Genomic DNA, 20,401 nt, shown 5'->3' with positions numbered 1-20,401 from the left:
GTATACATAAAACACAAAGTATAAAAAGTTAAGCCTCCCTAAAAATAGCTCCCATCTCTAAAAAGGTAGATATGAGAGCTAAATTCCTATGGTATCGCAGCTGTTGTAACCCAGTTAAGTTATGGCTATTTGAAAAATTCAATAGATATTATGAACGCTCCAATTAACTCAATTGAATAATGGACAAGGAACGATTCGCGTAGTTAGCGATTGGATTGGCCGATGAGGCACTTACTCCTACTAGATCGCCTGCGGATAATGAAGCTTGAACAACATAGGTAGAACTGCTTCTATTTAACACATTAAAAATAGCGAGACCATCTAGAAAAATGGGTTGTCCGTTGACGGTAATACTAACTGTAAAATAGGATTGTAATGGATCAGGTTCTACTGTCGTTTGAGCATTTATCGATATCGCAATTTGATAGACGCCATTGCTTTGCACTACTAATTCATTTCCAGATGGACTTACTGTTACATTAGATAAAGGGCCCACTTGCTGAAATGGAATAGGTGCCGCAATAGGGGATATAATTTCTAAGGAGTCACCTCTTATGGATCCATAACTTAAGACACCAATATTGGGTGTGGGAACAGGACCAGGAATAGCAATAATTTTGGGGAAAGAGTTTGTTTCTTTTTGACAACAGCCCATATTTATATGTTTATAAGACATTAACTACCCTCCTTTTTATTTACTAAAGGTAGTATATTCGACACTTAATTCAGTAATTGGACGAACACCTAAAGCCCAGTTACTCATATTCGAGCCTGGGCTTTTCTCATGTTTGGAGAATATAAAAAGCTATTTTCTTGCCTGAATCAAGGTGAACCAGCTTTTGCCATTCAATGTTCCAGAAACATTGTAAACAGGCTGATAGAAGCCTTTTGTATCATACATATGCGTAAGCTCTATTAATTCTATAGACAGTTGATCGCCTTTTTTTATTGTAAGTTCTTCGTCTGTTACGAGTGCATTATATTTTATTTGCGGAAATTCGCCATTCTTAATACGTTCATATATCTCAGCAGGGGATAAGATGTTTACTTCCTTTATAAATTGATGGTTACGTAGATTAGATGATAAGGAATATACATCGCCATCTGGTTTCAGCCCAAGACTTACTTCCCCAAGCCAATAATCTTTGTTGATATTAGCGCGATCTGGAAGTGTCCATTCTAATTCACCATTCTCCCATACAGTAAACTCTGCCTCTTGAGGGAGGAGAGCAAGTTCGTCCATTATTGCCTTCGCCTTGTTAACAGAATCTTGTCCTGCTGCTGTAGTTTGGTCAGGTGTATACAGATTCTCTGTTAATGACCAATTGCCCTGTGAACTGATAAATAATGTATAAGGATTACCTGCGTTGTCTGCCAATAAAATTTCGCGATCCCCTCTATTTTCCGTTGTACTCGTTACGGATAAACCTAGTTTTTTTTGCAGCAAGGTTTCAACTTCGTCATTCTTCATTATTTTCTTATACACGGGGGCAACTGTGGGTGCTGTACTTAAGTCCAATGAAGTGGAGACATCAACACCTGACATATTCGATTTTGTATAGGCATTTATTGCAAGATGACCAAACTCTTGTTGGTTGTAGACAATCATCATCCCAACAAAAATCAAACCCATTATGAGTGGGATGGCCAGATTGCCAATTAGACTTTTTATTTTTACTTTTTTATGCTGAACAATGGAAGCCACAAGTCTATATAACTGGTATCCGATAATCCCACCAATTGAGTTGTTGATTAAGTCATCAAGCTCGAAAATTCCCGCTCCTGTAAGTGTTTGATATGTTTCAATGGATAATGTAGCACTGACGACTACGAGAAAAAGCCACTTGAATAGTTTAAATTTAGGGAAAAGCAGGGGCAAGAAAACGCCTAATGGTACAAACATTAAAATATTAAAAATACAATTTTGAAGATCTCGTAACGAATATTTTTTCCATGCATCGATATAACCACTAAATGGTTGGAGATTCATCTGCAGAAAATGAGAAGAGCCTCGGCCAATAATTGTTAACTCACAAACAAAAACAATATAGCCGATGAAGAGTGCTCCAAGCATAAGTTTTTTTACGTGGTTTCGTTTCCGAACGGATGGTTCCTTTTTATTATAAAAGAAATAATAGAATGCAATGAGTAAAAACTCAACACCAATAATAATCATTACTGGCAGCATTAAAGATTGAATGTTATTGATAATTTCTGTTACGCCCAATTTAAAACGCTCCTAACTGATGATTTAGCTTTTCTTGATGTAATATTGTCGACTTTCCTTATTGTAAATGGAAATTATTAATAATTATTGAGAATATTTATGAAGATTTCTTAAGATTTTGCATCAGCTATACAGGCTTAGGGTGCTGATTTTAATCCCCTAGTGTGGCGTCGTTAATATAAGAGCAAAAAAGGCAGAAGTCAAATTACGTTTGTCATAGCAATAAACCACTTTCATTGCTGTATAACTCTGTAATTATTATAATGAATAGCAATAACTGGTAAGGAGATGGTGGAATGAGTAAGAATTTCATTATATTTGGAGCGAGTCAAGGACTGGGTGATGCATTTGTCAAAGGTTTACCCGTCATGGGAGACTCTGTATGGATCGTGTCACGTTCTCGACCTAAAAGCTTAAATCTCAACGATGGTGTCAATCGTCATTGGCTCGCTATTGATTTGTCCAATCAGCAATCAATTCCAACTTTAAAAGAGAAGGTAAAAGACATTCCTTTCGATGTATTAATTTACAATGTTGGCGTATGGGAAAAGCGTGGATTTGAGGATGACTATACATTTGATTTGGATGAGGTCGTAGATATTTCAAACATAATCAATATAAATGTAACTTCTACAATTACATATATTCAAGCACTTTTACCAAATTTAAGACAGGCGGAAAATGGAAAAGTGATTTTAATTGGCTCAACAGCAGGCTTAGATCACACGAACAATGCACAAGTTTCATTTGTTACATCTAAATTCGGCTTACGTGGCATTACAAATGCCCTTCGTGAACATTTAAGAAAAGATAAAATTTCTGTCACATGTATTAACCCAGGGGAGCTAGCAGCAGAAGTACCTTATGAAGAAGGGGCAGAGAAAGCAATTCATTTATATGAAGGGACTCGTATTCCTGTACAAGATATTGTATCAATTGTGCAATGTGTCATCCATTTATCACCTGTTTCATGTGTAAAGGAAATTACTATTCCTGCAATAACGGATTTGAATGCTTGATGATCGCCTGTTGCTCAGAAAGCATTGTAGCGGGAGTTAATCTTCTATTTGCAATCGAATAGGGCGAATAGAGGATATTGCCGATGCAGTAACGTTTCTGGCTTCCACTGATAGCAGCTGGATAATAAATGTTTCTGATGATTTTCGTTTATAAAACGCAATAATACTGTGAAGTTCCGATAAGGGGAAAAAACATTGCTTTTCATGCCTAACCTCAAGAAAAAATGGATATTCCAAAATTTAAACAGTTTAGGACTAGACAAAGGTGATTTTACATGGTATATTGTATTCAATAGAATCATCCGAAAAAAAAGATGCAATGAATTCACATATTACAAAAAGTAATCGTGTTTTGATAGATGCTTTTTGTGATATGTGTTTTTTTATGAATGTGATTTTATTTAATTTGATTAATGGAGGTCATTTACATGACACAAGGTACAGTAAAATGGTTTAACGCAGAAAAAGGTTTTGGTTTCATCGAAGTTGAAGGCGGACAAGACGTATTCGCTCACTTCTCAGCTATTCAAGGTGAAGGTTTCAAATCACTTGAAGAAGGTCAAAAAGTTGAATTCACAGTAGAAGAAGGTCAACGCGGACCACAAGCTGCTAACATCGTAAAACTTTAATTTTTAATGAAACATACCACTCTTAATTGAGTAGTATCAGACTGCTGACAAACTCAAATTTGATGTTTGTCAGCAGTCTTTTTTATAAACGAAACTAAAATCGTGAAGCAGCTATCTTTTATCAACTATCTTACCTCTGCTAAATACTCCTCTTCAATCAAAAATCCCTTTTTATGTAATTTCGTTATTTCTTCTAAAGTTGAAACACACAAATTCTTAAAAGTTTATGAATTCAGGATAATTAACAAAAGAATAAAATAAATAATTAATGAAATAAAAATGGAAAATCGTCTTTTTTTCAGGTTGAATAGATATCTTGAATTAGTACTCATATCTCGTACAATGCCGTTTTCTTTAAACATGTTACAATACTCGCATTTCTCCAGTACTGAACCTTCTCTAAATTAAGCAATATCATATTCTGAGACGTGTCCCATCACAGAATCCAGCAAGCGAAACAATCCACTGTTAAATAAGAAAATTTTTACGTCGTTATTATATTTCGGAAATTTCAAATAAATGAATGACCAAAACCTAATTAAGTGGTAAAGTATAGAAAAAATGAATGGAGAATGATCTTATGGAAAAATGGAAAAGGGTTGAATTAAAGCATTTTTCAAGTGAATATATGAAAGAATTGAACTCTTTTGTACTTACAGAAGAACAAAAACAATTTTCTGCCCTTCCAAGCAAATTTGGAGAAATTAATGAAGGACAGTATCGTATTGTCATTTTAAGTGATAATACACCAGTGGGTTTCTTCCTTCTCAATACAAATGAAAGAGTAAAGAAATACTCTACTAATTTGAATGCAATGTTATTAACTGCATTATCAATTAACCATACAGAGCAAGGAAAAGGTTACGCAAAACAGGGAATGACCTTACTAGTTGAGTTTGTGAAAGCAGAATTCCCTAATTGCGATGAAATTGTTTTAGTTGTAGACAAAGATAATATACCAGCACAAAAACTATATTTCAAAGTAGGATTTGAAGATACAAATGAGAGACTAATAGGACGAATCGGCGAAGAAATCATCATGAGACAATTAATAAAATAAAGTTAGAGCACAAATAAAATCGTCACCAGAGCTGATTCTACATTTAGAATTAAATTTTTTAAAGTTTGCGAAAAGATTTCCCTCCCTTGATATTTTTCATGACTTTAATAGTAGGGAAAGACAGACGATTGTCTACATAGGTAAACTTTTAGCGAAGAAATGACAACATGGCCGACCCAGAGTTGCTGTGTTTCTGGGATTACGGAAAAATATTGAAATGTACCGATTTGCTGCTTATGATGGAGGTGAGTATGAGATGTATAGTAATACGGCAAATATGCTTAAACAGACGACAAATCTTATCAATGCATTGAATAAAATAAAACAAAACCTATCTTTTGTAAAATTGTATATTAATAGCGATAGAACACTGGCAATCTATTTTTTAAGTAATGCATATAGTGACTTTAATCTATTCAAAACTATCTACTTATCTGTAACACCTGGTGATCAAACAATTGATGAGTTTTTAGAGAAATATGAAAAATTCTTTGTAGAAGTAAATAAATATTTAGAGGTTTTTACTGATAATAGCGTAGTTGAAGATAGACTTCATAAGGAAGTATTGTTTGCAATCAATGAATTAGAAAGATATCTGTTAAATCTGTTGGATTTGTATAGATAAATACTTAGACATTCCTTACACAGAGGGATGTCCTTTTATTTTGCAAAGCAATTAGTATATTGGCGTAGGGAGATAAAGCAAAATATAATTTTATTATTAAGCAATCACATGTCTATGCTTTATCTACCCAGTAACATTGAGCAGCAAATGCAGTAGGGGCTGTTGAAGAAGTAGCACCTCCGAAAAAGTACAGCATCATCTAGTTTCTTTTCCTAACTATGAATAAGGGGTTTACCCAAAATCCGTTAAAAGTCTATTGAATTTTATTTGAAATAAATAGATTTAGAGGAGCTAAATATGAGATATGAATAGATAGATTTGCTTTTGGAATAATGATCCATGGAGATTTTGCAGGATTAAAACTCATTATCGTTTAACGAAGTAATTTATTTTGAAATCAAATATATAAATAGAGAAAGGAGGAAAAATATTGTTACATATATCTAAAAAAATAGGAATAGTAAGTTGGGTTGTGACCATTTTATATTTTGTGATAGAGCCTATTTTTATTATGACTGCACTTGTACCCTATAATTTTATGCAACAAGCTATGAGTGATCTAGGAGTAACATCATGTGGGAAGTATACATATTCAATTGCACCTCATGAAATTTGTTCACCTTATCATTTTTGGATGAATGTATTGTTTATAGTAAACGGTTTAACATTTTCGGTTGGAGTGTTGTATCTTTCTCAGTATCTAGAAAGAAATGGAATAAATAAATTAGGAACAGTATTTATTCTTATATTTGCTATAGGAAATATTGTATCTGGTTTTATACCTGCAGATGTTCATTTATTTTGGCATTCCATATTATCACAAATAGGTATGTTTACTGTTTTGTTTGGACTGTGGATTTATGCAAAATCATTGACTAAAGGTAAGAGGTGGACCTATTTAAATGTAATTGTTCTTATAACTCTTCTTTTCTTTATCATTCTTTTGTTTTTCTTTCCATTGCCAGCAGGTCTATTACAAAGACTTTATTATGGTGTGATTTTCTTGTGGGGTACTGTGCTCACAATTTTATTAAGTTCATCAGAATAAATTATAAAGCCCAGATATTCAGTTAACGTACCGTAATTGTTAGGTAGTGTCTAGCAATTGAGGATAGTTTAAATGAGTACCTGGGCATGTTTAATGATGTATTGATTTTATAAGGAATAATGGTAATCAGTAAAATTGCAACCTTTCTGTAAGGGACTTGCGGAGTGCTCACTATTTAAAAGGTTAACATTAACTCACTTTTCCATTATCGATTTATTTTTTGTATTCCACATTTTATAAAGCTCTCTATCAACAAGGACTAATTCCATACCTAATTCACTTGCATATTTAGTTAAGGTTAAAGAGGATGGAATAGAGCTAAAGGTTTCCATTCTCGAAATAACACTTTTGGATAGACCAGTTCTCTCAGCCATTTCATCTTGGCTAATATTTTTTTCTATTCTTTTATTTAATAAAGTAAAAGCCAATTTAATTAGCTGTTTTTCATCTTGAGAAATCATTTCATCTTCTATTAATTCATAATAGCGAAGAAAAATTCTTGGTATTATTCTCATTGAGTAATTTTCCAATTGCTACACCTCTTTATTAATCTCTACTATTTATAGAGTGGTTAATATTAGACATTTTAGCTCGTCTAATAAATGAATTTTAGTAATTCTTTATAGTAAAAGGATTACTAAAAAAATTATATCCATTCATTTATAATATTTCTATATATTGTTTTGTAAAGATTGGATTAAAAAGTATTTTTTCCTAAATCGTAAATTAGAGAATAGGTTATTTGTAGCATCCTGTGTCTATGGTAGTGATTCTATATAATTATATTAATGCTGATAGGAATTATAAGTATTATATAAAAAATTAATTAAGGCTTTCGAAATAAAGCCGATAAAATCATCTCGTTAGTTCTTAGAGGTGATCTTGCTGTTGAGTATGTATGCTAAATTGGCTTTGTGTAAAAATTAAAAACATGGTAAAATAAACCATATAAATCATAATAAAAAATTGGTTTGATAGGGGGGATTGTATGAATGATAAGAAAAGTGGGAAATTACAAGCCTTGGTCATAGTATTCATGATATTATTATTGGTTACAGCGTTTGTGTTATTTTTCTTAGGCCATTACATGATAGGGTTTATTTTATTCGGAATATTTATGCTGGTTTTGAATGCTATTAGTAATTGGACAAAAATTAAAAATGAAGAATATGTTTATTTAAAAAATCATAAAAACAATGAGTATTGGTAATTACATTTAGGAACGCTTCATGTACTTAAACAAACGGGTAATTAGTTCAACAAGCATTTGGGGATCAACACAATAGAAAGTGATCGAAAGGGGGATTACTAAATGAATAATAACTTTATTGAAACCATTCAGTCGCTTTATTCTGACCTTTCCATTGAAGACTTTTATCCTAATGAAATTGGACAGAATAATGATGTGTTCATTGTAAACAAATCTTTGGTGTTTAGATTTCCAAAATATAAAAATGGAATCAATCAATTAAGAAGAGAGACGGAAATTTTAAAATACATTAAAGGTATCATCTCAACCCCTATTCCGAATCCAATTTATCAGTCTTTTGAAGAGTTAAAACCAGGTAAAGTCTTCACCGGCTATAACCTAATAGATGGTGTTCCTTTGTGGAAGGAGAGCTTAACAGGTGTTAATAGTGTTGAATTGGTTAAGGGGTTGGCCAAACAACTTGTTTCTTTTCTTGTAGAACTCCACTCTATTTCAGGGGAAAAAGCAAGTCGAGATTTGAAACTAAAGGTTCGTAACCCACTTGAAGAGATGTATAGCCTGTATGATAAGATTCAAAATAATGTATTTCCTTTTATCAGAAGCGACGCTCAAAAGGAAATTTCACAATCTTTTGAAACGTTTCTAAAAGGGAAGGCATTCTCAAATTTAGATATAACACTTATACACGGAGATTTTGGAGTATCTAACATATTATGGAATCCAGAAACAAGTATGATTTCAGGGATAATAGACTTTGGGGGTTCGGGTTTAGGAGATCCAGCGTATGACTTTGCTGGAATACTCTCTAGCTATGGCGAGGATTTTTTGGATATGTGTATTAACCTATATCCTAACGGTGATGAAATATTTGAACGAGTTAAATTTTATAAAAGTACATTTGCTTTACAAGAGGCATTGCATGGGATTGAGAATGGAGATAGACAGGCTTTTGAAGATGGCATTAAAGATTATAGATAGATTACTTGCTCAACTAATAGGTGCTTTAGTACAACATGGGCTTCAAACTTCTACATATAGTAAGAGCGTGTTTTGGACAGTTTTTATTTTCAAAACACGCTCTTTATTGTTCTCATATTAAGGTTTATTACAAATTTATAGCACGAGAAGTTAATGCTAAGTTTGTGATCAAGCCATTTATTTTATCGCTCAACCACATGTTCGAAATGTACGCCCTTTTCCTATGACATCCAATAAAGAAAGTATTGAGCGTGTCTTTGTGGATGCAAAGGAAAAGTGTGGAATATGATGGACAAGCTTAAGAGGTCTTAATAAATTGTCCAGGTAGGCGATGCTTATTTTTGCTGCCATGAATTTAAAGAAATTGGCTAGGCAAGTTGTTTAAAAGAGTTCTTTTGCTTGAAGAGTCTGTTTTATTGGGTGGTATATTATCATATTTAAACATAATGAAAGAAGATAAAAGGAATCGAGGGTGAACTTTTCGATTCCTTAAGTCGACAGTCTGAGATCACCCTATAATAGGTGAACCTGATTTTTTTTATTTACCAAATGAAAGGGATTAGCTTTTTAGTTTTTTGTTTATATATTGTAAATTGTTCTCCGTACTTATTTTGTAAGTAATTATCTGATTTTGGGATATAGCCAAAAACAAATACGAAGAATAAACTAAGAGGGATAAGCAAACTATAAATATTGTTAGAGATTAGTGCTAAGCCTAGTACCCAAAGGCAGTCTCCGAGGTAATTAATATGAATCGCATATTTAAATAAACCTCCCGTATAGAGCTTACCTTTGTTTTCAGGATTGTCTTTGAAAGGTTTTCTAAGTAATTCTGAAACTGTGTTTAATATACTTCCTCCTAAAAATAATAGCCAGCCTACAATTAGCATTGTTATGTTTGGATCCTGTTTGCTCGTAATCATTAAAATGGGAAAGCCCAAATAATAAATCCCAAAAGCTATACTGTTCATGATAGCTTCCTGCATTGCAATACCTCTAGGTAACCAAATAAACATCATAGCTGTTAATCGCAAAGCTGTAATAATTAAAGCAATATAAAGCCCTAGAGAAATGGCAGATTTTCCATATGTATTGAAAAGTAAATAATATGCAATAACTAAATAGATAATCTCAGCAACTAAAATGAAGATTTTTTCTTTTATCGTAGAATTATTTATACCGTACAAAGTAAGGCACTCCTTTGTTATTTATATTTAATAGGAAAAAATACGTCTGTGATATTATTATCCTCTTGTGTACTATAGGGATCTGTTTGATAAACTTCGAACGGTGCACCATTTAGTTTATAGTTATGTTCGGTTATCCAAACATGTAGTTTTGTATGGATGGAAGGTAGTTTATCATAAGAACCAATAAGCGTAGCCATTGCACAAAGACCAGGATTAAATAATCTTGTTTCATTCGTGGCGGTTGTAAGTGGTATGGCCATTTCTACATCATAATTATCAGGTTCATATTCGGCACTATGGAAAATAGCAAGTGGTTTTGCACTAGGTAATAAATTATTGAACATAATTTTACTAAACAACTCATTAAAGTGTTTTAGAAAATCATCGGTATTTATTGTCTTTCGCTGAGATAAGATATCATATGGTAAGTGATCCACAAGTTTAATCTCAATCTCATTTAAATAGCCCATGAACCTTCCCTTTTTATCAAGCTCATGAATATCAAGTTTTAATTCATTTAACAATGAAGCATAAAATGTAAGTTGTTGTGTAAGAATTTCTTGTTTTGTTTTCAATTTAGAACTAAGAAGTTCGGTATCATCCCAATTAGTTAAAATAAATTTGATTTCTTCTAAAGAAAATAAATAGTTTTTCAATCGCGAGATGGATAAAGCAGTTTCTAATTGAGGAACATTGTAATAACGATAGTTATTTCTAGCATCAACAAAAGCAGGCTTTAAAAGTCCGATTTCATCGTAGTAGCGAAGCGTTTTCAGTGTAAGATGAGATATTTTCGAAAATTCACCAATGGTCAGCATAACAATCACCTCCTTATAAATTACTTTAAATATAAAGCATCCTGTAAGGGGAGGGTCAAATCAATAAACTAAGCTTTCTTAAAGTTTTTGGCATTCAACATGGGCAACATGACTGCATCGAAAAAATATTTTAGAAGTTAATAAGAAATCTAAGAGCCTAGCCAGGTTGGCCTAAGCATTCTAGCATTAAATAGTTTGAACCTAAGATGAGTTTCTTTATTAAAATATCTATGATTCTCCCACCACCACATACCACAAGTTTATAGTCAAAAGCTATTGGCACTGAAAAGCTTTAGCCATGATAATACGGTGCATGAGTCGATAAAAGTAGTAATTAAAAAATTGTAATAGAATCCCATTCATTATATATGTATATTTATATAGGAGGAGGGATATTGGTGAAAAAAGTTCTTCATCTAATAGCTATTGCATTAGTTGGATTTTATTTCTTGTACGGCTTAACTAACATGTTTTTAAATAGCAAAGGATATGAAGGTGCTGACTATCTAGTTTCTATCATTTTATTGGTACTTATTGTTTTATTTGAGGGATTTCTAATTAAACTTTATAAACGAGCCTATAGCGCTGAAGCTATAGAAGCACGTAAACAAAGAGAAGCTGCGAAAAAGAAACAACAGTTCGAGGCAGAGAGTAAAGTACTTGGTTCTAAATCTCGACAACAGCTATTCAATGCAGATCTATGTATTAAAGTAAAACATATGGCTGGATTACCAGTTGCCGAAGGTGCTGAGATATTTGTTTACAGATGCAAAGATAAAATCGTGTTTGAAAGAAGTCAAGCCACAATTGAATTAAATATAAATAAAGTGATTGATATTCTAATAAAAACAGATGTTGAAATTCAAAAAAGTTGGGTAAGTAATGCTGGTAAAGCTATAGCAGGGAATAATCTTTTTGGTTCATTAGGTGCTATAATTGGTGGAGAGGCAAAGGAAAAAACGAGCACAATCATAGAGAAGTATTTAATTTTTGCTTATGAAAAGAATGGTGAAATAAAATATATATCTATGGAAGTCACGAATGAACCTAATGCAAATTTATTTAATTCAAATTATTACAATCTCTCCAATAACGAAAGAAGATTTACAAGTCTTTAAAGAGCGAATTAGCAATTATAGATTGTAGACCAATGATCACTAATTTTGTGAATATAGTGGGGCTATCATTGAATAAACACAACATAATTGAGTGTACTGTCATTATCTGCCACTCAAACAGATAGGTAAGCATTATTTTAAATTTCATTTTTTAGAAGGAAATCATTCAATTTTGCTGAACTAATAAATGGAAGAGAGGGGAGTAAAGAGAGGCAGTATGCAAACAAGGAAGAATTGATTAGTACGATTAACGACAAGTATAAAAAATATATTGCAGAATTTAATGATATACCAGAAGTCTTGAAAAACAAACGGATTGAGGAAGTGGATAAAACTCCATCTGAAAACCTTTCTTATCAACTTGGATGGATAAATCTTTTGCTTCACTGGGAGCAAAAAGAACAACAGGGAGAAGAAGTACACACGCCAGCAGAAGGCTATAAGTGGAATAATCTAGGTGGATTGTACAATTCTTTTTATGAACAATATGGAGCGTACTCTTTGAAAGAACAACAATCAATGCTTGATGAAGCGGTCACTAATTTATGTGAGTGGTTAAATATTCTATCTGAGAAGGAATTATTTGAAGTTGACCAAAGACGATGGGCAAAAACACAAGCTAATTGGCCTGTTTGGAAATGGGTTCACATTAATTCAGTTGCTCCATTTACAAACTTTAGAACCAAAATTCGTAAATGGAAGAAGATTAACCTTTAAATATTTTTGAAAAAGAAGTGATGTTCTTTTGTACATATTGATTAGTAACAGGCGGTATGGATATTCTTTAGCCTTCCACAAACATGGAGGGCTTTTATTATGCGCTATGATTATTAATGGAGATGGGCAAAGGTACACAATATTCTCGATTTGCCTCATGGCTTTTTACTTTCAAAAAGGGCAAAGATTGTAGATAAATGGAACAAACATTTAAGTTTACTTAGCACAGTAGGCGGCTGAGGTTTATGACAGTACATTTTATTTTAAATGCAATCGATTTTATCTGGAATGGCAGCTAACTGGGGAACGATTAACAGTAAGCGTCGGTATCAAGGCATCATCAAAAAAAGCATGATGTTGGTTTGAATCGTAGCTAATCTCATCTATTTAGTACTGCAAGATCAAGGATTTACAATTGGACAGATTATTCCAGATGCTGTTGTAGTAATGTTTATCTTAAACGAACTAGTTAGCTTAGGCGAAATTTCAGCAAAACTCGGTGTGAATATGTATGTACCAGTTAAGAGAGCATTAGAGATATTCAATACAAAGAAGAAAAAAGCGAAATGACATATGCTTTAAGCAGTCCTTGCTACCAATAAACAAATATCCAATCAAGGCACCATACACAATGGCGCCTCAATTTATCACTATACGCAACAAGGCCACACAGCTAATGAGATTTCATATAGGATTAGCAACAACAATCAGGTGTCTTATCATGTTACTGTGGATGATAAAGAAAGCATTCAGGCTATACCTTTTAATCGAAATGTTTGGCATTGTGGGGGTAGTACTGATCCTAATGCGATAAAGAAAGGAAACTGGCTTTCTATTGATATCAAAATTTGTCACAGCAAAAGTAGTGGATTACGTTATCGAGTTGCAGAGGAAAACGCTGTTCAACACATTGCGAAACATTTAAAACAATTCGGTTGGGGTATTAAGTAAGTGAAGAAGCACCAGGGTTGGAACGGCACGTATTGTCCGCAATGAATTTTAAATGAAGATCGTTGGAATCGTTTTTTGAAATGAATTAAGGCATCGATGAAGCCAGCAGAAATCTGAAATACCAACAGAAAAGGATGATGACATAATGCAATTCACAAACAAGCTAACTAAAATCGCAGTAGATAAAAAGCCCAACGATAAGTCACATCTAGATAAATTCGCTGTTGGTACACTTACCAGCAGTGATTTTGAAGGGAATTAACATTGCACATCGTAGTGTTTAACAGCAAAGGTCAATTACCTTAATGTTTTTTAACCACCTATTTGAATAACGGTTAAAGAACGACTGGCGTAACCAGCGACTAGAGAATCCGACGAGGCACTTACTCCTACTAAGTCTCCGGCAGATAAAGTAGCTTGGACAATGTAGCTTGAACTACTTCTATTTAGTACATTAAAAATAGCTATTCCTTCTAAAAAAATAGGTAGTCCATTTACGGTAATGCTGACAGTGAAATACGGTTGATCTGGATCGGGTAATGCTGTTGCTTGCGCATTTATTGAAATAGTAATTTGATATACGCCATTGTTTTGCACTACTAATTCATTTCCAGATGGGCTGACAGTTACATTAGATAAAGGGCCCACTTGCTCAAATGTAACGGGTGTCGATACAGGCGATAAAAAATCTAATGTGTCTCCTCGCAGGGACCCATAACCTAATACGCCAGGAGTGACAGGTGCAACGGAGCCAGGAGTAGCAACAATTTTAGGGAAGTAGTTCGCTTCACTTTGACAACAGCTCGTTTGTGTATGCCTACTAAACATTTCTAGATTCCTCCTTTATAGTTTGTTTAGTATTATATTCTAATCTCTTAAAATGATTTGAATTAATACCCATCAAATAACCAACATAATTATCAACAGCAAGTTATTAATCAAGTTCAGGCGCTCACATGAGTACTAGTCTTTTTTTATTTCCATAAATCTCCTCGACATTAGGGGAGTTGAAAATAATAATGTACAATCGGAGGTAGGTCGGTGAGGTAAGGTTTTCCTCCCTTGGTATTTATCAAAACCTAAATATTAGGGAAAAACAGATAGAGGACCGATCAGCGCTGAGCAAACTTGTCGGAGCATGACATACACGGTCGATCTATATTTTTAAGAGATTAGGTTTATTAATTAATATAAAAGGTAATTAATTTACATTTATTTACATTTACTCTTTTTTGTAGTATGATAAATAAATATGAAATTTAAAGAGGTGTAGAAGGTTATGCTGAAAATTTTACCAATTGCCTTTGCTATCATAGCAATATCTCTTTCAACTTATGGACTTATTACACGTGATTACCAGCTGAATTTCCTAATGATATTCTTTTTGGGTTTATCTATGTTAACCTTAGGAATTAGAGAATTTCAAAGTAAGAGAAAAGCTTATGGTTTGTTTCTAATAGGAGTATTTTTCTTTTCAACATATACATCAATTCAAAGTTTCATATGGAGATAAATAAAGGAATGGTTTATAAATGAACTTCCTCCACTTTCCATTTATTTCAGTTAAACTTACTACAGCAACAAAATGCCCGGAAAAGCACCCAATACAATTTGCTACAAAATAATGTGGTGTGTTCTACCACGAGTCGCAAATGAGCTCTCGACAATAGGGTTATCACAATGTCAAAGCTTTCATCTTAGGATGGAGGCTTTTTATTATGTATTCGAAAGGATGAGGAAAGATGGCATTAAACAACATACAAGAGCTAGAACAATACGCCGATGTGTGGTTAGCCAATAATCAATGATTGGTAGCAGGTATTTTTTATCAACTTATGAACCCACCAATATCCAATATGTTATGCTCTGCTCTTTAACTATGTCTGCAATTATTTTTATAGTATTACAGATATAATTAATGGACTATTTAATGTTAACTGAATTTCAGAAGTAAACAAAAAATAACAAAAAATATTGTAAGGTAATCGCGTAATAATATCAAAAGATATTCTATAATTTTTATAGAAAAGCACTCTTGTTTGAGGGTTAAGGAGGGAGATTCTGGAGCTATTCAGTTTACTAAAATTGACCTAGAACCTGTTTGAACGAAATTAGAAGCTACTAAAATATTAAATTTAAATGATGCTCCTGTTATACTTGGTTTTAATAAAGTTGAGAGTTTAGATATAGTAATTGAACAATTATTAAAATTACGACATATAATGTCTGGTGAAAGTGAGTACGAATGGACTGCTAGTGGAAGAATTGTAGATAAAAGCTAAATATGAACTAAAAAAAGTCACTCATTTGAGTGACTTTAATAATGTCTTAGATTAATCATACCTGTTTCAGTACCGAAAATACCCGTTTGTACTTGCAGTTGTAAATCAGTTGCTTCTGCTACTTCTGGAGCAAGGTCAAATACAACTTTACCTTTAATCTCCATGTCAGGATTTACTTCTTGTAAGAAGAAGCTATTTTGAATGTTACCATCTTCACCTTGGTTTGCTGACATGCTAGCAACACTATCGGATTCATATGTTTTTTCACCACGTTTTAATTTGAAGAAACTAGCATCAATTGTTACAGCTTTATTTCCATTGTTTTTGTAAGTAACATCTAACACAACATATGTACCACTTGCTTTTGTAGGTAATACAGAAGGCCCTACTTGATCTGTTAAACTAACTCCATTTAGAGTAAACACTGCATCTCCAACTTCTAAAGGAGTATCAATTACGGCAATCTCTTCTTTTTCTTTAGCTTTTTCATCATCTTTTGATGAATCTTTATTTTCTGGCGCTTTTGCAGAAGTCTCAACTTTATCTTTAGAATCCTTCTCCTTTGTTGTATCATTGCCTCCTGCCATATTACCAATGGCGCCGATTACAATGATGGCAACAATTAAAATAAACCACCATTTTTTGTAGAAAGGTTTTTTCATGTAAAATAGTCTCCTTTGTATATGTTGTTAGTACTATTAAATTATATCAATATTACCATGTTATGTAAACTTATTATACTAGAATATGGTTCAAGCTTAGTAAATCACTCAAAGAAATAGCCAGGTGCTCAACAGAGTACCTGGTTTTTTATTTGTTTATATAGAGTTTTGATAGATATTTACTAGAATAATTATGTATATTTTACAGAGTTTTGAACATCGTGGGATGCCTATTATTGAGATGTACCAATTAAACAACACAAGGAGGAAATTATTTATGGCAATTAATAAAGGAAATACTGATTTTAATTTAACTGTTTCACAAACAGGGGATAAGATTTTAAAAGTATCATGGAACTGAAACTAAAGTGGCCAAGAACAGAACAGTTTTATATAAACAAGATAAGAAGTCACCCATTTAAAATAATGAGTGACTTTCTTTTGTTATTTATCACAAGCTAATCCATCACCATCTCTAAAGGCACTTTCTCTCCGTTTTCTCGTTTTAAAAATAGGGTAGCTACCGATTTATATTCCCGATATTAGCTCCCATTGCTCCAGCTATAGCTCCCGCATTACCGAATTTACTTCCGATTACTGTCCAGCCAACTATACTTGAAGTACTCTTTTGGACATTTTCTACACGTTCCCATTTAATTAATTTGAAAGTTTTTGGTTCTTTGAAGTCTACAACAATATCTATATAACCGTGTTTAGTTTGTTGTAAAACGTAATTAAAACCACTTTCTTTTATCTGTTCTTTTCCATTCAAGATGGTCATGTTTAGCTTGATTGCTTTAGGTGCTTTTTCTTTCTTTTGAGGTATTGTTTTTTCTGGAATGCTGAAGATATTTTCAAATTCATTCGCGAAAGGTTTGGTTGCATTATCATTAGTTAGTTTGAGTTTAATCTCATTCTTTAAATAGGTGAAATCAACTTCTACAGCTAATATTTTTCTGTTGACGATTTAGTTACTAATAGCAATTACATCGTAAGAAACAAATAATTTTCCTTTTTTATCTTTTTCCAATGTAAGCAATCTTTTAGTAGTTAACAAGAATAAAAAATAAGTTAACTTTTTTGAAGCGGTTGTCGCAGATATTATCTGTTCATCATGCTCAATATGAGTTGACAAAATATTTATATCTTCTTCAACAAACGAAATAACCTGTTTACCAGCTGGCTATAAATAAACTCTTATTTGTTCTTGTATATTCAAATTAACTTCGTCTTTCCATATAGAATGTTGGTAATAAAAGAAAACTATATCAATCCTGTTTGATGTTGTCAGTACGTTATAAATAATAAATAGGTCACTTATTTGAATGAAATGAGTAACCTACTGTGTGTAAATACAGATTAGTGTAACTGCTCGTGCATGTTTATTTATTAATCATAAAGAGGTACCCCAGTGTTTATATGAATTATATTTCATATTAGAAAAATCCATATATATTTTAGATATTTAAGAAATGCTTCCCTCTATTTTTCAACGTTCCAATTTCCATAGAGCAAAAACCCCACCAAATCAATACTTTTACGCTATAATGTAGGACGAGGTGAAGAAAATGTTTGTGAGTGAAAAACAGATTGAGATTCGATATGCGGAGACCGACCAAATGGGCGTGGTGTACCATGCAAACTATATCATTTGGTTGGAGATTGGGCGTTCGCAGCTGGTAAATGATGTAGGTTTTGAGTATGCTGCTTTAGAAAAAGATGGCTATGTTTCGCCAGTAATGGATTTATCGATTTCGTATAAGGCAGCCATGCATTATGGACAAGTAGCGACAGTGCGTACTTGGTTGGAGAAGCATGATCGTTTACGAACAACCTATGGCTATGAAATTTTACATGAGGATGGCACGGTGGCAGCCACAGCTCAATCCGTACATATTCTTGCGCATAAGGATACATTGCGCCCGGTCTCTTTAAGTAAAATTGATCCTGCTTGGGATGCCAAATATAAAGAAATTGCTGTTGAGGCAAAATAGGAGAGCAACAGATGGAAATGTTTTTAGTGTTAGGTGCGATTTTGGCAGGTCTTGGTGTTATTTTAGGTGCTTTCGGGGCACATGCACTGAAGGATAAGTTTGCTTCACCGCATTATGCAGCGATTTGGGAAACGGCTGTGCAATATCAGATGTATCATGCTTTAGGGATTATGGGGCTAGGTATTCTCTCTAATGAGGCACTTTTAGGAAGCTCTAGTCTGCTTTCTTGGGCAGTATATTTGATGTTTACAGGGATTGTTTTCTTTTCTGGTAGCTTATATGTGCTTGCCGTGACAGGTGTGAAAAAGCTAGGGGCGATTACACCAATTGGCGGAATCTTATTTATCGTCGCATGGGTGCTTGTTATAATAGCTGCCTTATCCTAATAAAGAAAATGTAACGAGACAGCTCTTATGATTCATTTCATAGAGGCTGCTCGTTTTTTTAATTATACGAAGAAAATGAAACAATTTGTCTGATTTTGCGTATTACATAGTATTGATAGATGATAAAATAAGCTAAACATTAATATGAAGGTGGGAAAAATTATGGGTTTATTAAAAGCAGGAGTTGGGGCATTAACAGGCGTCTTAGAGGATCAATGGCGTGAGTATTTCTATTGTGAGGCATTATCTGCAGATGTTCTTGTAACAAAGGGTGTGAAACGTACTTCTAAACGAGGTTCAAATAAAGGCAATGACAATATCATTAGCAATGGCTCGATTATTGCCATCAATGAAGGGCAATGTATGATGATTGTTGAGCAGGGGAAAGTTGTTGAATTTTCTTCAGAGGCTGGAGAATATGTTTATGATACGTCAACAGAACCATCGATAATGTTTGATTCAGATTTGTCGCAAGGTATTCTGGAAACGTTTAAGCAAATAGGCAAGCGTTTCACTTTTGGAGGAGAGCCTGCGAAGGATCAGCGAGTTTACTATTTTAATAAGAAGGAAATTGTAGGGAACAAATATGGAACACCTGCACCCATTCCATTCCGTGTCATCGATCGCAATATTGGTTTAGATATTGACATTGCAATTCGCTGTCACGGGGAATATTCATATAAAATTATTGATCCATTATTATTCTATACAAATGTTTGTGGCAATGTAGAGCATGAATTCACAAGAGTAGCAATTGATAGCCAGTTAAAATCGGAATTAATGACAGCATTACAGCCTGCTTTCGCGCAAATTTCAGCAAGTGGCGTTCGTTATAGTGAAATACCTGCTCATACAGTTGCTTTAGCAGATGCACTCAATAAGGTATTATCAGAAAAATGGCTTGCAACACATGGCTTGGCTGTTGTGTCATTTGGTATCAGTACGCTCAAGGCTTCTGATGAAGATGAAGCCATGATTAAACAGCTACAACGTAGTGCCGTTATGCGTGATCCAGGCATGGCAGCTGCCCATTTAACGGGTGCGCAGGCAGAGGCTATGATTGCAGCTGCTAACAATGAGGGCGGTGCGATGGCAGGATTTATGGGCATGAATATGGCCGCACAAGCTGGTGGCGTCAATGCTAGTCAGCTTTATCAAATAAATGAGCAAAATAAGCAAGCTGCGATGCAAAATCAAGCAACGAAAGCAACTGATACATGGACTTGTGCATGTGGTCATGAAAACACGGGGAAATTCTGTTCAGAGTGTGGTGCGGCAAAACCAGCGGAAGAAGGCTGGGCATGTACTTGTGGTGCGGTCAATAAAGGTAAATTCTGTAGTGAGTGTGGGGCAAAAAAACCAGCTGGCGCTTTACTTTATGTATGTGATAAATGTGGATGGACACCAGAGGACCCAGTGAATCCGCCTAAATTCTGTCCAGAATGTGGCGATGTTTTTGATGAGAATGACGTCAAGTAAGGAGATGA

Annotated in this window: 23 protein-coding genes and 1 pseudogene; 16 read left to right on the top strand and 8 right to left on the bottom strand. The window is 33.8% G+C overall.

The genetic code is table 11. The annotated features are described in order from the left end of the window. Positions 1-163: 163 nt before the first annotated feature. Together MKY46_RS12875 and MKY46_RS12870 are read right to left on the bottom strand one after the other, a co-directional pair. The gene (locus MKY46_RS12875; protein WP_036117092.1) at positions 164-676 is read right to left on the bottom strand and encodes a hypothetical protein; all 513 of its coding nucleotides are present in this window, start codon (positions 674-676) and stop codon (positions 164-166) included. A gap of 129 nt (positions 677-805) precedes the next feature. Beyond that, positions 806-2,227 (bottom strand): VanZ family protein, encoded by a 1,422-nt coding sequence (locus MKY46_RS12870; RefSeq protein ID WP_340834415.1) that lies wholly within the window; start codon positions 2,225-2,227, stop codon positions 806-808. Between the two features lie 296 nt (positions 2,228-2,523). Between MKY46_RS12870 and MKY46_RS12865 the strand changes: the two genes are divergently transcribed. The 6 genes and pseudogenes from MKY46_RS12865 (at position 2,524) to MKY46_RS12840 (ending at position 6,608) form a co-directional block, all read left to right on the top strand. Then, positions 2,524-3,246 carry an SDR family NAD(P)-dependent oxidoreductase gene (locus tag MKY46_RS12865; RefSeq protein WP_058843655.1) on the top strand — a complete coding sequence of 241 codons (723 nt, stop codon included), beginning with the start codon at positions 2,524-2,526 and terminating at the stop codon, positions 3,244-3,246. A gap of 40 nt (positions 3,247-3,286) precedes the next feature. After that, positions 3,287-3,400 (top strand): annotated as a pseudogene (locus tag MKY46_RS12860) (short-chain dehydrogenase); the annotation flags it as partial. A 274-nt stretch (positions 3,401-3,674) separates the two neighbouring features. Next, positions 3,675-3,875: a cold-shock protein gene (locus tag MKY46_RS12855; protein WP_004225195.1), complete on the top strand. Its 201-nt coding sequence runs from the start codon at positions 3,675-3,677 to the stop codon at positions 3,873-3,875. Between the two features lie 580 nt (positions 3,876-4,455). Beyond that, the gene (locus MKY46_RS12850; RefSeq protein WP_340809112.1) at positions 4,456-4,935 is read left to right on the top strand and encodes a GNAT family N-acetyltransferase; all 480 of its coding nucleotides are present in this window, start codon (positions 4,456-4,458) and stop codon (positions 4,933-4,935) included. Between the two features lie 256 nt (positions 4,936-5,191). Then, a complete protein-coding gene (locus MKY46_RS12845; RefSeq protein ID WP_036117082.1) occupies positions 5,192-5,560 on the top strand; it encodes a hypothetical protein in 369 nt (122 codons plus the stop codon). Positions 5,561-5,987: 427 nt separating this feature from the next. Beyond that, on the top strand, positions 5,988-6,608 hold the full coding sequence (locus tag MKY46_RS12840; protein WP_058843657.1) for a DUF998 domain-containing protein: 621 nt from the start codon (positions 5,988-5,990) through the stop codon (positions 6,606-6,608). 194 nt (positions 6,609-6,802) lie between these two features. Here the strand turns inward: MKY46_RS12840 and MKY46_RS12835 are convergent, their stop codons facing one another. Then, positions 6,803-7,138: a helix-turn-helix domain-containing protein gene (locus MKY46_RS12835; protein ID WP_036117079.1), complete on the bottom strand. Its 336-nt coding sequence runs from the start codon at positions 7,136-7,138 to the stop codon at positions 6,803-6,805. A 458-nt stretch (positions 7,139-7,596) separates the two neighbouring features. Here MKY46_RS12835 and MKY46_RS12830 point away from each other — a divergent pair, with 458 nt between their 5' ends. Both MKY46_RS12830 and MKY46_RS12825 read left to right on the top strand, forming a co-directional pair. After that, complete coding sequence (locus MKY46_RS12830) at positions 7,597-7,818, top strand: hypothetical protein (protein ID WP_340834412.1); 222 nt, start codon at positions 7,597-7,599, stop codon at positions 7,816-7,818. A gap of 102 nt (positions 7,819-7,920) precedes the next feature. Next, positions 7,921-8,796, top strand: coding sequence for a phosphotransferase family protein (locus MKY46_RS12825; protein ID WP_340834410.1), 876 nt, complete (start codon positions 7,921-7,923; stop codon positions 8,794-8,796). A gap of 542 nt (positions 8,797-9,338) precedes the next feature. On the opposite strand, the gene MKY46_RS12820 is transcribed toward MKY46_RS12825, so the two are convergent. Both MKY46_RS12820 and MKY46_RS12815 read right to left on the bottom strand, forming a co-directional pair. Next, entirely contained in the window at positions 9,339-9,983 is a 645-nt protein-coding gene (locus tag MKY46_RS12820) for a methyltransferase family protein (RefSeq protein WP_058843659.1), read from the bottom strand. 17 nt (positions 9,984-10,000) lie between these two features. Beyond that, positions 10,001-10,804 carry a MerR family transcriptional regulator gene (locus MKY46_RS12815; RefSeq protein WP_340834408.1) on the bottom strand — a complete coding sequence of 268 codons (804 nt, stop codon included), beginning with the start codon at positions 10,802-10,804 and terminating at the stop codon, positions 10,001-10,003. A 398-nt stretch (positions 10,805-11,202) separates the two neighbouring features. On the opposite strand from MKY46_RS12815, the gene MKY46_RS12810 reads away from it, so the two are divergent. The 4 genes from MKY46_RS12810 (at position 11,203) to MKY46_RS12800 (ending at position 13,590) form a co-directional block, all read left to right on the top strand. Then, a complete protein-coding gene (locus MKY46_RS12810; RefSeq protein ID WP_340834406.1) occupies positions 11,203-11,922 on the top strand; it encodes a hypothetical protein in 720 nt (239 codons plus the stop codon). Between the two features lie 183 nt (positions 11,923-12,105). Continuing rightward, positions 12,106-12,639, top strand: a complete 534-nt coding sequence (locus MKY46_RS12805) for a ClbS/DfsB family four-helix bundle protein (protein ID WP_340835674.1) — start codon at positions 12,106-12,108, stop codon at positions 12,637-12,639. Between the two features lie 366 nt (positions 12,640-13,005). Further along, positions 13,006-13,209, top strand: coding sequence for a phage holin family protein (locus MKY46_RS23815; protein WP_139149515.1), 204 nt, complete (start codon positions 13,006-13,008; stop codon positions 13,207-13,209). Positions 13,210-13,245: 36 nt separating this feature from the next. Next, positions 13,246-13,590 (top strand): N-acetylmuramoyl-L-alanine amidase, encoded by a 345-nt coding sequence (locus MKY46_RS12800; RefSeq protein ID WP_308302777.1) that lies wholly within the window; start codon positions 13,246-13,248, stop codon positions 13,588-13,590. Between the two features lie 312 nt (positions 13,591-13,902). On the opposite strand, the gene MKY46_RS12795 is transcribed toward MKY46_RS12800, so the two are convergent. After that, complete coding sequence (locus MKY46_RS12795; RefSeq protein ID WP_340834404.1) at positions 13,903-14,418, bottom strand: hypothetical protein; 516 nt, start codon at positions 14,416-14,418, stop codon at positions 13,903-13,905. Between the two features lie 451 nt (positions 14,419-14,869). On the opposite strand from MKY46_RS12795, the gene MKY46_RS12790 reads away from it, so the two are divergent. Next, positions 14,870-15,103 (top strand): DUF3953 domain-containing protein, encoded by a 234-nt coding sequence (locus tag MKY46_RS12790; RefSeq protein ID WP_340809106.1) that lies wholly within the window; start codon positions 14,870-14,872, stop codon positions 15,101-15,103. An 804-nt stretch (positions 15,104-15,907) separates the two neighbouring features. Here MKY46_RS12790 and MKY46_RS12785 read toward each other — a convergent pair. Next, positions 15,908-16,534 (bottom strand): DUF4352 domain-containing protein, encoded by a 627-nt coding sequence (locus MKY46_RS12785; RefSeq protein ID WP_036117064.1) that lies wholly within the window; start codon positions 16,532-16,534, stop codon positions 15,908-15,910. A 520-nt stretch (positions 16,535-17,054) separates the two neighbouring features. Next, positions 17,055-17,306, bottom strand: coding sequence for a hypothetical protein (locus tag MKY46_RS12780; RefSeq protein ID WP_340834403.1), 252 nt, complete (start codon positions 17,304-17,306; stop codon positions 17,055-17,057). Between the two features lie 796 nt (positions 17,307-18,102). On the opposite strand from MKY46_RS12780, the gene MKY46_RS12775 reads away from it, so the two are divergent. The 3 genes from MKY46_RS12775 (at position 18,103) to MKY46_RS12765 (ending at position 20,393) form a co-directional block, all read left to right on the top strand. Next, entirely contained in the window at positions 18,103-18,528 is a 426-nt protein-coding gene (locus MKY46_RS12775; RefSeq protein WP_089932714.1) for an acyl-CoA thioesterase, read from the top strand. 11 nt (positions 18,529-18,539) lie between these two features. Further along, positions 18,540-18,914, top strand: a complete 375-nt coding sequence (locus MKY46_RS12770) for a DUF423 domain-containing protein (RefSeq protein ID WP_340834402.1) — start codon at positions 18,540-18,542, stop codon at positions 18,912-18,914. A gap of 162 nt (positions 18,915-19,076) precedes the next feature. Beyond that, positions 19,077-20,393 carry an SPFH domain-containing protein gene (locus tag MKY46_RS12765; protein ID WP_340834400.1) on the top strand — a complete coding sequence of 439 codons (1,317 nt, stop codon included), beginning with the start codon at positions 19,077-19,079 and terminating at the stop codon, positions 20,391-20,393. The last annotated feature ends 8 nt before the right edge of the window (positions 20,394-20,401 follow it).

This window comes from Lysinibacillus sp. FSL M8-0355 (assembly GCF_038008985.1).
GTDB classification, from domain to species: Bacteria; Bacillota; Bacilli; order Bacillales_A; family Planococcaceae; genus Lysinibacillus; species Lysinibacillus fusiformis_D.
The sequence above is the reverse complement of the archived record's forward strand: the minus strand, read 5'-3'. Positions and strand labels throughout refer to the sequence as shown.

What these genes read in the sequence shown, in the direction of transcription:
- MKY46_RS12875 (WP_036117092.1), bottom strand. Translation starts at nt 676, where the DNA reads ATGTCTTATAAACATATAAATATGGGCTGTTGTCAAAAAGAAACAAAC.
- MKY46_RS12865 (WP_058843655.1), top strand. Translation starts at nt 2,524, where the DNA reads ATGAGTAAGAATTTCATTATATTTGGAGCGAGTCAAGGACTGGGTGAT.
- MKY46_RS12855 (WP_004225195.1), top strand. Translation starts at nt 3,675, where the DNA reads ATGACACAAGGTACAGTAAAATGGTTTAACGCAGAAAAAGGTTTTGGT.
- MKY46_RS12850 (WP_340809112.1), top strand. Translation starts at nt 4,456, where the DNA reads ATGGAAAAATGGAAAAGGGTTGAATTAAAGCATTTTTCAAGTGAATAT.
- MKY46_RS12845 (WP_036117082.1), top strand. Translation starts at nt 5,192, where the DNA reads ATGTATAGTAATACGGCAAATATGCTTAAACAGACGACAAATCTTATC.
- MKY46_RS12830 (WP_340834412.1), top strand. Translation starts at nt 7,597, where the DNA reads ATGAATGATAAGAAAAGTGGGAAATTACAAGCCTTGGTCATAGTATTC.
- MKY46_RS12825 (WP_340834410.1), top strand. Translation starts at nt 7,921, where the DNA reads ATGAATAATAACTTTATTGAAACCATTCAGTCGCTTTATTCTGACCTT.
- MKY46_RS12815 (WP_340834408.1), bottom strand. Translation starts at nt 10,804, where the DNA reads ATGCTGACCATTGGTGAATTTTCGAAAATATCTCATCTTACACTGAAA.
- MKY46_RS12795 (WP_340834404.1), bottom strand. Translation starts at nt 14,418, where the DNA reads ATGTTTAGTAGGCATACACAAACGAGCTGTTGTCAAAGTGAAGCGAAC.
- MKY46_RS12790 (WP_340809106.1), top strand. Translation starts at nt 14,870, where the DNA reads ATGCTGAAAATTTTACCAATTGCCTTTGCTATCATAGCAATATCTCTT.
- MKY46_RS12785 (WP_036117064.1), bottom strand. Translation starts at nt 16,534, where the DNA reads ATGAAAAAACCTTTCTACAAAAAATGGTGGTTTATTTTAATTGTTGCC.
- MKY46_RS12775 (WP_089932714.1), top strand. Translation starts at nt 18,103, where the DNA reads ATGTTTGTGAGTGAAAAACAGATTGAGATTCGATATGCGGAGACCGAC.
- MKY46_RS12770 (WP_340834402.1), top strand. Translation starts at nt 18,540, where the DNA reads ATGGAAATGTTTTTAGTGTTAGGTGCGATTTTGGCAGGTCTTGGTGTT.
- MKY46_RS12765 (WP_340834400.1), top strand. Translation starts at nt 19,077, where the DNA reads ATGGGTTTATTAAAAGCAGGAGTTGGGGCATTAACAGGCGTCTTAGAG.